This window comes from Pandoraea horticolens, from assembly GCF_902459555.1.
GTDB lineage: Bacteria > Pseudomonadota > Gammaproteobacteria > Burkholderiales > Burkholderiaceae > Pandoraea > Pandoraea horticolens.
In genome coordinates this window covers 188098-200700 of sequence record NZ_CABPSM010000005.1, presented here as the reverse complement: position 1 = coordinate 200700, position 12603 = coordinate 188098, and the positions used below count along the sequence as shown (strand labels likewise).

Annotated in this window: 9 protein-coding genes; 2 read left to right on the top strand and 7 right to left on the bottom strand. The window is 63.9% G+C overall.

Annotation, left to right across the window (positions count from 1 at the left end; genetic code table 11):
* Positions 1-53: 53 nt before the first annotated feature.
* The 7 genes from PHO31112_RS10940 to PHO31112_RS10910 form a co-directional block, all read right to left on the bottom strand.
* Positions 54-2102 carry a TonB-dependent receptor family protein gene (locus PHO31112_RS10940; RefSeq protein ID WP_150620655.1) on the bottom strand — a complete coding sequence of 683 codons (2049 nt, stop codon included), beginning with the start codon at positions 2100-2102 and terminating at the stop codon, positions 54-56.
* 532 nt (positions 2103-2634) lie between these two features.
* Positions 2635-3132: a DUF2946 family protein gene (locus PHO31112_RS10935; protein WP_150620529.1), complete on the bottom strand. Its 498-nt coding sequence runs from the start codon at positions 3130-3132 to the stop codon at positions 2635-2637.
* 182 nt (positions 3133-3314) lie between these two features.
* Positions 3315-4034 (bottom strand): OmpW/AlkL family protein, encoded by a 720-nt coding sequence (locus PHO31112_RS10930; protein WP_150620528.1) that lies wholly within the window; start codon positions 4032-4034, stop codon positions 3315-3317.
* A 139-nt stretch (positions 4035-4173) separates the two neighbouring features.
* Positions 4174-4803, bottom strand: a complete 630-nt coding sequence (locus PHO31112_RS10925; RefSeq protein ID WP_150620527.1) for a LutC/YkgG family protein — start codon at positions 4801-4803, stop codon at positions 4174-4176.
* Positions 4800-6209, bottom strand: coding sequence for a lactate utilization protein B (locus PHO31112_RS10920; protein WP_150620526.1), 1410 nt, complete (start codon positions 6207-6209; stop codon positions 4800-4802). Before PHO31112_RS10920 ends, PHO31112_RS10925 begins: the two co-directional genes overlap by 4 nt.
* A complete protein-coding gene (locus PHO31112_RS10915; RefSeq protein ID WP_150620525.1) occupies positions 6206-6988 on the bottom strand; it encodes a (Fe-S)-binding protein in 783 nt (260 codons plus the stop codon). The genes PHO31112_RS10920 and PHO31112_RS10915 overlap by 4 nt, the downstream gene beginning before the upstream one ends.
* Positions 6989-7067: 79 nt before the next feature.
* Entirely contained in the window at positions 7068-8774 is a 1707-nt protein-coding gene (locus PHO31112_RS10910; RefSeq protein WP_150620524.1) for a lactate permease LctP family transporter, read from the bottom strand.
* Between the two features lie 336 nt (positions 8775-9110).
* On the opposite strand from PHO31112_RS10910, the gene PHO31112_RS10905 reads away from it, so the two are divergent.
* Both PHO31112_RS10905 and PHO31112_RS10900 read left to right on the top strand, forming a co-directional pair.
* Entirely contained in the window at positions 9111-9827 is a 717-nt protein-coding gene (locus tag PHO31112_RS10905) for a FadR/GntR family transcriptional regulator (protein WP_150620523.1), read from the top strand.
* 58 nt (positions 9828-9885) lie between these two features.
* Positions 9886-12447 (top strand): penicillin-binding protein 1A, encoded by a 2562-nt coding sequence (locus PHO31112_RS10900; RefSeq protein WP_425495180.1) that lies wholly within the window; start codon positions 9886-9888, stop codon positions 12445-12447.
* Positions 12448-12603: the final 156 nt, after the last annotated feature.

Genomic DNA, 12603 nt, shown 5'->3' with positions numbered 1-12603 from the left:
TGCGCGACACTTTTCATGCGTCGCGCACGCCGGGTGAGCCCAGCCGTTGAGGCTCAGAACGCGAAGCGCACGCCCGCGAACACGCTTCTTCCGTCGCCCGGATAGAACACGGCGGTATTGCCCATGCGGGCATCGGTCACGGTGCTGAAGTCGGTAACGTAGCGCTTGTCGGTCAGGTTGCGGGCATCGACATAGAACGTCACGCCGCGCCGAATCAGGTACGACGCCTGTACGCCGAGCAGCGTGTAACCGGGCACGCGCATCGTGTTGGCGTAGTCGACCCAGGCGCCGGTCGGCACCCAGTCGAGCGATGCCGAGATCTGGAAGCGGTTCGACAACGCATAGCCGAGCGTCGTACGCAGCACATTCGTCGGCACACCAGCAATGCGGTTATTGCCGTACTGCGGGTCGTCGTGGAAGCGGAAATCGCTGTAGTTCCAGATTTGCGACAGCGTGATTCGATCTCCGCTCGCCACCACGTTCTTGAACAGGTCCACCGCAGCGCCGACTTCCAGACCTTGCAGCACCGTCTTGTTCGCGTTGAAGGTCGAGGCAGGAATGTCGGGCGATGTTGTGTACTGAAGCAACTGATCGCGCACCAGCGAACGATACGCTGTCACATCCCACGACACGCGCTCGAGTTTGCCGCGCGTACCGGCTTCAATCGTCCAGGCGTGTTGCGATGCCAGCGGAACGAAGCGGGAGGTGGCGCCGAAGGTCTGCGACAGATCGGTGAAGTCGGGCACGTCGGCGCTGCGCGTGACGTCGATGAAGGCCTGCACGTCCTTGCGTGGCTCCCACAACAACCCGATCTTCGGATTGACGCCCGAATAGGCGGCGCTTGTCGAGCGGTAGTTCGGATCGCCCCGCAGGCCGCCGTAATCGATGTATTGACGAACGTCGCGGTACGCTTTTGCGCCGATCATCAAGCCGACCGTGGGCAGGAAGAACAGACGGTTCTCGAAGTACGCCTCGTAGTTATAGGCGCTTTGGTGGGCGTCGAGCGTTTGCGCGCCGCGATTGCCGTTCACGTTGACGTACTGGTCGGCCTGCGTGTTGCCGCCAAAGAAGCGTGCACCGACGATCAGGTCGTTGCGCATGCCGGCGAGCGTCAGGTTGGCCGTGTAGCGCGGCGCCACGCCGTACGTCCAGCCGTCCTGATCGATGACCTGAAAGATCGGGTGATACAGGCTCTTGTGGATGACCCACGACGCGATGTCGAGCTGGCCGGTAGCGAAGCGAATCGTCGTCAGGTTGCCCAATCGCTCGGTGCGCGTGTTGCGTGCCTGATCGCCGGAGACAGCGGATGCAGAGGCTTTCGTCGGGTTGTTGAGCGCGTCGAACAGCGAAAGCGTGCCGGGTAGCTTCTGGTCGACGATATAGGCGCCGAAGAAGAACCGGGTCTCCACGTTCGGCGAGAACTTGTAGCCGATGTTGGCGTTGATCTGCGCGTAATTGCCCTTGTCGTGGTCGCGATAGCCGTCGGCGCGGTTAAGCGTGACGGTTGCGAGGGCATCCAATGGGCCGAAGATGCGCGACATCTGGGCACTTGCGCGCACCGTGCCGAAGCTGCCGCCCTCGAGACGGAACTGGTTGGGCGCGTCTGCCGTATAGGCAGTCGGGGTGACGAAGTTCAGGGCCCCGCCGAGCGTAGTCGAGCCGTACGTGAGGCCATTACCGCCCTTGTAGACTTCGGTTGAACGCAAGCCCATCGGGTCGATCTGGTAGTAGTCCCCGCTGCCATCGGCCGAGTTGGTCGGAATGCCGTCCTGAAGGATTTCGAGCCCGCGAACGTGATAGCCGCGTGCGATGCCCGAGCCGCGAATCGACACGCGCTGTTCCTGACCGTACCGGTTCTGCACGTATACACCGGGAGTGTCCTTGAGGATATCGCGCAGGTTGAAGGCGTAGGTGTTCTGGTACGAATCGGCGTCGACAAAGGCGACAGACCCTGCTGTCTGGAACAGGTTGGCCTTCTGGTCGCCAACGCTCGGCGACGTGAGCGACTCCGCCGGTGCGGTTACGGTTGTGAGCGGCAGCGTAGCCGTGGGAACGAGCGCTGTGGACGCAGTCGAAGGGACAGCCACCTGCGCGAGGGACATCGCAGGTGCGAGTGCCGAGGATGGCGCGCTGGTTGTCGACGAAGCAAGGAGAGTGTCCGGATGGTTGCCGGTGTGCGTTGCAGCGTGCGTCGCGTCGATCGCAACGCTCTGGCCAGTTGCCACGGGGTCGTTAGTGAGTGCGTGTGCTGTGCTGCCCAGCGAGGCGAGGGCAAGTGCGATGGCCGTTTGCAGCGGCTTCTGTGTCATAGGGCGTGACATGAGAGTATCTCTCGCGACCGCGTCGCGGTCGCCTGATGATCGTGTGGGTGCCGAACGTGTGCCGTGCCTTCCCGCGGCAGACAGGAATGGCAATGACCCGCGCGTCGTGGTGACAACTCGATGTCGCTTCGCACACGTGCGCGATGACGTGTGCGACCGCGCGGTGTTCCCCAAAGCGGGCGGCGCGGACGACACCGATCAAACGCGCTGCGCGAACGGTGTGTTCACGGCGAGTGCAGATCACGGCAAGACGAGCTAACGAGGCTCAATGCGTTCGGCAGGGCATTCCGGTATTGACCGGAAGTCGAAAAAATCAGGCGGCGGGGACGGGCGGTGCGCGCGCGAGGGCGGCGGAGAAACGGGCGCGCGGGTAATACGGCACCAGCACCCGGGGAGCGGTGGCGACGCCGGCCGGCGCGGCAGGCGGGGGGGAAAGAAGATCGGTGGTGACGAGGGGTTGATGGGCCCAGAGCGTGCAGTAGCCGCACTTCTCCCAATGGTCTGACGAGGCCAGCGAGTGATCGGCGCCGCCGTGGCTGCTGTGCTGGCTCGTGGCCTGCGGCTGTGCGGGCGGTGCTTGCGCGTCGTCGTGACCGGTGTGTGCGTCGTGGGCCGCTTCACGCTGAGCGTTGGCGCGCTCCGTGGTGTTCGTGCCCAGTGCGGCCTGCGTGCCCTGCACCGTGCAATAGACCGCGAATGGGTCTTGCTGCATCGCAGCGCGCCATTGCGCAATCGCCGGCATGAGCGCTGCCAGCAGGATCGCCAGTAAGGCGATCCCGATTGCGACGCGATGCTGACGGAGCTTGCGCATGCCCGGGCCGGATGAAGAAATGGGAAAAATTCAGGGAACCAGGCATTGTAGGTGCTGTCGCCGAGCCGCGTAAATGCTTTGCGTTCTCATGTAGGGAGTGCGCGACAATTTGCCGCATCGGGCGTTCGGGCAAAAAAAGGAGCGCCACAGCCCCCCAGGCGTATGGCGCTCCACACCGGATATCAGAACTTCATGCCCACACCGACGCCGACGATGAGCGGATCGATGTGCAGTGTGCCGAGGTCGGTGCCTGCGAGCGAAGTGTCGGTCTTCATCCAGACTTTCTTGATGTCGATGTTGAAGAACAGATTCTTCGTCATCTGAATGTCCACCCCGGCTTGCAGTGCCGGACCGACGCTGTGGTTCTTGATCGAGATCGGGGTGCCGCCCGCGTTCAGGCTGCTGTTCCAGAAGCGCGTGTAGTTGATACCCGCACCGACATACGGACGCACCTTGCCCGCATGGTTGAAGTGGTATTGCAGCAGCAGCGTCGGCGGCAGCACGTTCACACCGCCCAGATGGCCGATGTTCGACGTGAGTTGATGACGCGACATCCCGAGAATGAGTTCGACGCCGACGTTATCGAGAATCATGTAGGTGAAGTCGAGCTCCGGCACGATCGCATTATTCACGGTCACGCCCAGCGTCGGCAACACGCTGCCGCTCGCATGCGAGTCGGGCAAGATGCCGATGGCGCGCACGCGCGCGAGGATGTCGCCGGCATAGATGCCTTGCGAGCTGTCCTTGATGAAGCCGAAGGTCTTCTCCGACGAGGGAGCCGCAGTGTCTGCGGCCTGTGACGAGGCTTGCGGATTGGCTTGTGCCGAGGCGGATGCGCTGAAGAAGGCGGCACCGGAAACGAGCGCGGCTGCGATGGCCGCAGCGCCGAGGGAGTGCTTCATGATGATGTCCAAAGTCGTGAGTGAGCACGACCGATGGTAGAAGCAGGTTCCTTCGGCGAACTTGACGCGCGTCAAGCGCGGGAAAACGTGGGGGCGTTGTGCGACAAACTGTCGCGCGTTCGTGTGGCTTTCGCGACGATCAGTCGCGAGGGAGCAACACGACCGTAAGCGAGCGCACGCCCTGGGCGCCTCGAACCAGCACGCCTTCGATATCGGCTGTCGCCGATGGGCCCGTGACGAGCACCGCGTAGCGCGCCAGCGCGAAGTCGGGCAAACGGTAAATGTCCTGCAAGCCGTCGACGATATCGCGCGGATCGAGCAATACCACGAGATGCTGCACCAGATAGCCGAGCGCGTTGACGCCATACTCCTGTTCGGAGAGCCACACGGACCCCGTCTCCGCAACACCGAAGCGGGCGCGCACGATACCGACGTCGACGTCATGCAACGACGCCGCTGCGCGCAAGACATCGAGTGGTTGCGCCGACACGGCTTCCGGTGTCGCTGTCACAGGCGTGACGCCGGGGAAGCGTTCGGCGAGCCAGACAGCCAGCGCCTGCGCATTGTCGAGCGTCGCGAGCTTACCGCCCATGGCGACGAGATTGTTACCAAACCGTTCGCACCGATCGCCGCCCGGTGTCTCGAAGACAGGCAGCGTAGGCAACGGAAACCGCTCACGCGTGCCTTCGGCCGGATGATCGTCGTCGCGCAGCGCCAAGCGTTGTGCGGCGCGCACGCGCACGAGAAATTCTTCGCGGGAAGTGCTCATGATGGGTCCTTGCGTTCCGTGTCGGGCGACTTCCGATGGGCGTCATACCAGTCACGGAATGTCTGCTTGGGCGCGTCGGGCAGATCGCGGCCCCTGCCCCACGTGTTGAGCGGGTTGTAGAGCACCATATTGGGCAGCCGATGCAGCGCGGTGTTCATCGATTTGACCGACGTGCGATACAGCACCGGATTGGCGAGCAGTTTGCCGGCCACTTTGATCAGGCTGCGTTTGACGCGCGGCAGCTCGCCTTCCTCGGCCACGATCTGGCGCCACTTGTATAGCTGCTCGTGAATGTTGATGCGCACGGGGCAGACGTTGGTGCAACTGCCATTCATTGTCGACGCGAACGGCAGCGCGCTGTAGCGTCTGAGATCGTAGGCCGGATTGAGGATCGCGCCGATGGGCCCGGCGTAGGTGCTGCCATACGATAGGCCGCTGCTGCGCCGGTAGACCGGACAGGTATTCATGCAAGCGCCGCAGCGGATGCACTTGAGCGAGTACCAGAAGTCGTCCATCGCCAGACGCGCCGAACGGCCGTTGTCGACGATGACGAAGTGCATCTCCGTGCCCGGGCGCGGCGCGCGAAAGTGCGAGGTGTATTGCGTGATCGGCGATCCGAGCGCGCTACGCGACAACAAGCGCACGAATACGCCGAGATCGGCTACGCGCGGAATCAGCTTCTCAATGCCGATGGACACGATGTGCACTGGCGGCACGTTGGCGGACAAATCGGCATTGCCTTCGTTAGTGCACACCACGACCGTGCCGGTTTCCGCGACGGCAAAGTTGCACCCGGTCATGCCCGCACCGGCTTCGAGAAACGCCGGGCGCGTGGTCTGCCGCTGACTCTCGGCCAGATAGTGAATGTCGTCGTTAGTCGGATCGGTGCCGAGCGTGCGGCCGAACAATTGTGCGACATCGCCCCGCAGTTTGTGCACGGCAGGCACGACCACGTGCGACGGCGGTTGCTTGTCGAGTTGCTGGATGCGCTCGCCGAGATCGGTCTCCATCACACGGATGCCGCGCGGTTCGAGATACTCGCGTAACTCGCATTCGTCGGTGAGCATCGACTTGCTCTTGACGAGTGTTCTGACGTCGTGCGCCGCGAGAATGCCGTGAACGATGGCATTGTGCGCGGCAGCGTCGAGCGCCCAGTGCACTTTCACGCCGTTCGCTTCGGCTTGCGTGGCGAACTGGTCGAGATAGTCGCCGAGCCGCGACAGGGTGTGTTCCTTGATTTGCGACGCGAGCGTGCGCAGGGTCTCCCATTCGCCGATGGACGCTGCTTGCGCATCGCGTTTCATCCGCAAGTCCCAGAGGCGTTTATCGTGAAACGCCACGTGTTCCGTCTTCGCGAGAAACGCCTCGGCGTTCTTCGCGTGATCGACGCGCTGCCCCGTGCTCATGCCGTCACCTCGTTGGGCGTCGCAGCCGTCGGTGCGCCGACGTCCACGCCATTGAGTACCTGCGCAATGTGAAGGAACCGCATCGGGGTCTGCGTGCGTGCCGCACATCCTTTCTGGTGCATCAGGCATGACATGTCGGCGGAGACGATGAACTGTGCGCCGGCGTCGAGATGGTCGCGCACCTTGTCCTGTCCCATCTTCACGGACACCGCTTGTTCAGACACCGAGAAGGTGCCCCCGAAGCCGCAACATTCATCGGGACGGCGAGGGGCGGCGAAGCGGACGCCGTGCACACCCTCGAGCAGCGTGCGGGCTTTCGACCACGGCTCGCCGGGAATCTCGCTGGCCGACGCTGCGTGCAGATGACGAATGGCGCTGCAACTGTTGTGCAGGCCGACGGTATGCGCAAACGTCGCCCACGGAAAATCGCGAACCTTCAGCACGTCGTGAAGGAATTCGGTGAGTTCGTACGCATTGGCGCGAACGGCGGCCACGCGTTCCGACTCGCCTGCGGCCGTCAGATGTTTGCGTACATGATGAACGCAACTGGAAGAGGGCGAGACGATGTAGTCGTAACCGGCGAAATTCTCGACGAAGAGCGTTTCGGTGCCGGCGGCGTCTGCCTCGCAACCATTGTTAGCCAGCGGTTGCCCGCAGCAGGTCTGACGACGCGGGTAATCGACCGTCACGCCGAGTTTCTCCAGCAGTTCCAGGGTGGCGATGGCCACTTCGGGAAACAGTGCATCGATGAAACAAGGGACGAACAGGGCCACCTTCATGGGGTTCTCCGGCAGGGGACGACACACTTGCCGCCGCGCATCGGCAGCACGGCGGCGAGTGCTTATAACGAAGACAGACTCAATGCACCAGCATCCCCGTGAGCCAGTACGCCTGAACCAGGGTGATCAGACCGGCGAGCACGACGAACATCAGGCTGTGCCACACAGTGAAGCGGAACAGATCGGCTTCCTTGCCGATCAGACCGGTGGCCGCGCAAGCCACGGCAATCGACTGTGGGGAAATCATCTTGCCGGTCACGCCGCCGGTCGTGTTCGCGGCGACGAGCAACGTGTTCGACACGCCGATCTGCTGCGCCGTGGTGCTTTGCAAACTGGAGAAGAGCGCGTTGGAAGACGTGTCCGAACCGGTCAGGAACACGCCCAGCCAGCCGAGCAGCGGCGAGAAGAACGGGAATGCCGCGCCGGTGTGGGCGAGCAACAACGCCAGCGTCGTCGACATGCCCGAGTAGTTCATGACGAAGGCGAACGCCAGCACGAGGCCGATGGCCAGCACCGGCTTTCGCAGTTCCGCAACGGTCTTGAAGAAGCTCGTCGCACCGGCGGCCGGCTTCATGCGAAGCAATGCCATCGAGAGCAGCGCCGCGATGAAGATCGCCGTGCCGGTCGCCGAGAGGGCGTCCCACTTGAAGATGGCGTCCATCGGCGTGGGCGTGGCGACGATCGGGGCGGCTTTCGCCACGAGACGATCCAATTCCGGCACATGCAGCGACGGCACGGTCCACGCGAGCGGGCCGGTCTTCGCGAACAGCGCCTTGAAGCCCGGCAGGCTCCAGATCGTGACCATGCCGGTGAGGATCAGGAATGGCGCCCAGGCGCGCAGGATCTGGCCGGTCGTATAAGGCGACGGCTTGGTGCTGCGCGCCGATCCGCCGTTCAGGCCGCCGAACCCGCCCAGCGCGGCGACGCCGCCCGAGGCACTCAGGCCTGCATGGCCGCGCGCGGCTGACATCTTCGGCTGCCAGACCTTCAGGAAGCCGGCCAGACACACGAGCGAGAACAACGAGGAGATGATGTCGGGCAGTTCCGGCCCGATGTGGTTCGACGAGAAGTACTGCGCGACGGCGAAGCTGCCACCGGCGACGAGCGCGGCAGGCCACGTCTCTTTGACGCCACGTTTGCCGTCCATGATGAACACCAGCCAGAACGGCACGAAGGCGGAGAGCAGCGGCAACTGACGCCCGGCCATCGCACCGATATGAAATGGATCGATGCCGCTCACCTGACCCGCCACGATGATCGGAATGCCCATCGCGCCAAACGCGACAGGCGCGGTGTTGGCGATCAGGCAAAGCCCCGCAGCGCGGAGCGGCTCGAAGCCGAGTCCCACGAGCAGTGCGGCGGTGATGGCGACCGGCGCACCGAAGCCCGCAGCACCTTCAAGAAATGCACCGAACGAGAAGCCGATCAGCAGCATTTGCAGACGCTGATCGTCGGTCAGCGACACCACCGAGCTGCGAATGATGTCGAACTGTCCGGTCTCGACGACCACGCGATAGAGAAACACCGCCGTGATGATGATCCACGCGATGGGCCACAGACCATAAGCGAAGCCGTAGACCGCCGACATGGCCGCCATCCTGGCGGGCATGCCGAAGTAGGCGACGGCAATCACAAGGGAAAGCGCGACGGTCAATGCGCCAGCGGTATGCGCCTTCATGCGCAGTCCGGCCAGTGCCACGAAGAATACGACAATTGGTAACGCGGCCATGAGTGCCGCCATCCATAGCGTGCCACCCGGCACGTAGTTCTGTACCCACACTTCCACTTACGTCTCCTCGATTTGGTGATCGATTGCTTTAAGGCCTGTTTCTGGCCGTATTGCCGTGCGTGCGGCCGCGTTTGGTGCAGAGGGCACGACGGTTCGCGCGGACGTATCGTCCGGCTGCCGCGATGATCGACACCTGAGAAGCGTTCGGGCAAACTGGTCGTACCAGTTGCCGTGATCGGCGGTGGGTGGCGCAGAATCGCGGCAAACCGAGAACATGCGTCAACGGCGCGCGCGGGGCATGCGAGAGGCTCGCGCGGCGCAATTCGATCGCCGTGTGGCCACCATTGCACGCAATCAACCGAACGCATCCGACATGCGGCAGGAGACATCACCGTGGGCGGTCCCAATCTGACCGAGCGCATCACGCGCGAACTCGAAACCCGATTGATAGAAGGCGTGTGGTCGCCAGGCGAGCGCATTCCGTCCGAGCGTGCGTTGGCTGCGTCGCTGGGTGTGGCGCGCTCGACGGTTCGCGCGGCGCTTCAGCGCCTCGTGGCTCGTGGGCTGCTCAAGGCGCGCGCCGCCTCGGGCGTCTATGTTTCGGATCGTTTGCAGACGGGGTTGATTTCACCGTGGCGGCAATTGGTAGGCGACCATCCGGAACTGCGTCCGGACATGCTGGAATTCCGTCTGATGCTGGAGGGCACCACGGCATATCTGGCTGCCGTGCGGGCGACCGACGAGGATCTCGCGCGCATGGGGGAACTGGTCGACGGGCTGGTAGCCGCGCACGAGCAAGGCGACACCGTGCTCGAATCGCGGCTCGACGGTGACTTTCACACGGCGCTCGCCAACGCGTCGCACAACGCCATGCTCCGTCACCTGCAAGGCAGTGTGGTCAAGATGCTCTACGAGCACATCTCGTTGAATAATGCGGGGCTGTTCGAGTTGCGCGAACAGGCGTCGGAAATCATCCTTGCGCAGCATCTCGCGCTTTGGGAGGCGATTCGCACACGTCAGCCGGAGGAGGCGCGCCGCATCATGCGCGAGCACATCGGCTTCGTTTGGCACAAGCTCGAACCCGACTCGCCTGCGCCGATCGTGCCTTGAGCTTGCAGGGTTCGCCTGCCGGTTTTGGTAGGATGCGGACTTTGCCACGCTTTCCCCTATCGTGAAGCGCCCGATTTCGTCGCTGTTGCATGCCGCCGCCCAAGCTGGCCGGCATGGTCTCCGCCTTCTGCAGCCCTTGCAGCCGTATGCGGCCCGCGCGTGGTATCACCTGCGCCATCCAACGCGCCGCGGCGTGCTCGTCGCCATCGCGGCCGTGCCATGCCTGCTCGTCGCCTACACACTGATTCTGATTCCGTTCACGCCGGGCATTCGCGACATCCGGCGGGCGAAGATCGACCAACCGGCACAAGTGTTGTCGGTGGACGGCAAGCTGCTGGCCGAATTCCGGCCCTCGAACCGTGAATGGGTGGCGCTCAAGGACGTGTCGCCGAATGTCGCCAAGGCGCTGATCGCGACCGAAGACCACCGCTTCTACGAGCATCACGGCATCGACCTGAAGCGCACGGCATCGGCGGCGCTGCACACGTTCTCCGGCGACCGCCAAGGCGGCTCGACCCTCACGCAGCAGCTCGCGCGCAATCTGTATCCCGACGAGATCGGCCGCGCGCCCACGCTCACACGCAAGCTCAAGGAAGCGATCACCGCACTCAAGATCGAAGCGCTTTACACGAAGCCCGAGATTCTCGAGACGTATCTGAACACCGTGCCGTTCCTGTACAACGCGTACGGCATCGAGATGGCCGCGCGCACGTACTTCGACAAGTCGGCCGATCAGCTCGACGTCGTTGAAGCCGCCACGCTCGTCGGCATGCTCAAGGGCAACAGCTATTACAACCCTGTGATCAACCCCGAGCGCGCATTGCAGCGTCGCAACACCGTGCTCGCCCAGATGGTCAAGTTCGGAGATCTTGACGCGTCGAAGCTCGCCGCGCTGCAGAAGCGGCCGTTGCGCATCAACTTCGAGCGGCAAACCGAAGAGCCGGGGCCGGCGCCGCACTTCGCACAGCAATTGCGCAAGTGGCTGATCGGTTGGGCAGACCGGAACGGCTACAACATCTATTCCGATGGCCTCGTGGTGCACACCACTATCGACTCGCGTTTACAGACGATGGCGACGCAGGCGCTCACGCGTCAGGCGAATCAATTGCAAGGCATTGCCGACGCCAACTGGTCGGCACGCGGGGGCTGGCGCGACAGCACGGCGCTGGTGCAGTCGTTCGTGCGCGAATCGGCGGAGTATCGCAATGCGGTAGCGGGGGGCGAAGCGCCTGAGGCCGCGATGAAGCGTTTGCTCGCGGACAAGACGTTCATGCAGAATCTGCGCACGACGAAGACCCGCGTGCAGGCGGGTTTCCTGGCCATCGATCCGCGCACGGGGGAAATCCGCGCGTGGGTTGGCAGCCGCGACTTCACGATCGACCCGTTCGATCATGTCCAGCAGGCACGCCGTCAGCCGGGCTCGACCTTCAAGCCGTTCGTCTACGGCGCGGCCTTCGTCAAAGGCAGAACGCCGGACGACACCATCGTCGACCAGATCGTCGAGATCCCGCTCGCGGGCGGCGAGATCTGGCGACCCAGCGACGACAGCGCGCCGACCAACAAACCCATGACGTTGCGCGACGCGCTGGCGCAATCGCGCAACACCGTCACGGCACAACTCATGCAGGACGTCGGGCCGTCGCGCGTGGCCGGGTTGGCGCGGGCGATGGGCGTGCGCGAGAGCAAACTCGACCCGGTGCCGTCGCTGGCGCTGGGCACGAGCCCCGTTTCGCTCAAGGAAATGGTCGTCGCATACGGCACCATCGCGGACGGCGGCGAGTATCGCGAGCCGACAATGGTCACCGAGATCACGAACGGCGAAGGCGATGTGCTGGCGACGTTCTCGCCGGCGCGTCCCGAGCGGGCGCTCTCCGTGAACGACGATTACACGCTGCTAGACACCATGCGTGGCGTCATCAATCGCGGCACGGGCAATGCGATTCGTACGCGCTTCGGTATTCGCGCCGACGTGGCGGGCAAGACGGGCACGACACAGGACAACGCCGACGGCTGGTTCATCCTCATGCAACCGCAGTTGGTGGCTGGCGCGTGGGTCGGCTTCAACGACAGCCGTATCACGCTGCGCAGCGATTACTGGGGACAGGGCGCCCATAGCGCGCTGCCAATCGTCGGCGACGTATTCTCGCGGGCGTTGCGTGCGAAGGTGATCGACGCGAATGCGAAGTTCGAAGCACCGGACAACCATCATTGGTACAGCGACTGGTGGACACGCGCCTCCGATTGGGTCACGGGCCTTTTCACGAAGACATCGCCGGAAACCAAACCGAAGGCACCGGTGAAGCGCCCGGCGGCAACGGTACCGGCACCCCCCGTCTCGACGCCCGACGCGGCCAGCGACGGTGGACCATTGCCCGTGCCGGTCGCGTCGGCCGTGCTGGCGCAACCAGATTCCGCATTGCCCGCAAGCGCGCCGCGCGGCAACACGATTCCGGGAGTACCGGGCGAGTGGAACGGGCCGGGCGGTTTGTCGCCGAACGGCGGATCGCCGTCGTCCCCGGCGGGAGGTGGCGCATCGTCGGCGCCGCCTGTGATGCCTGTGACGCCCGTCTCCCCGCCCCCCGCGACAACCAATCCCGCTTCGCCCGTTCCCGCGCAATAAGCGGTGACCATCGGGCAAGCCGACCGCCCGGCGCCCGCCGGGTGGGTTTGCCATAACAGTTATGCAGCATTCTCATGACTGGCCTGTCGTGCCTTGCGCTATATTTCCGAGGATATAGCGTAGAGCGGGGACGTCTGCCGCGACACCGGGGAGGGC